Annotated in this window: 1 protein-coding gene; it reads right to left on the bottom strand. The window is 58.6% G+C overall.

What is annotated here, in order from left to right; genetic code table 11:
- Nucleotides 1-389 (bottom strand): ATP-binding protein (locus ACU8YC_RS28540; protein ID WP_446896459.1); only part of this gene is annotated, 389 nt, incomplete at both ends.

The following is a 389-nucleotide window of genomic DNA, read 5'->3' as shown; positions in this document are numbered from 1 at the left end:
GCAGATAGCCTATTTCATCCAGGATCAGCACCCGGGCATAACTCAGTTGCTGTAGCTGACGCTCCAGTCGGTTTTCCTGTTTCGCTTTCATCAGCGTTGCGATCAGTCTGTCCAGTGGCATGAACAGTACCCGATGCCCTGCATCCGCCGCTTTCACGCCGAGAGCAACGGCCAGATGGGTTTTCCCGACACCTGGAGGACCCAGCAGGATCACATTCTCGCAGCGTTCCACGAACGCCAGACCAGCCAGCTCCCGGACAACCTTACGATCGATGCCCGGCTGGAAGGTGAAGTCGAACTGCTCCAGCGTTTTGACCCATGGCAGACGCGCCTGCTTCAGTCGGGACTCCATGCCGCGCTGATGTCTGCCGTTCCATTCCTGCTGCAGC

The organism is Citrobacter sp. VF227 (genome assembly GCF_052950715.1).
Note: the sequence above shows the minus strand (reverse complement) of the source record. Positions and strands in the feature narration are given on the sequence as shown.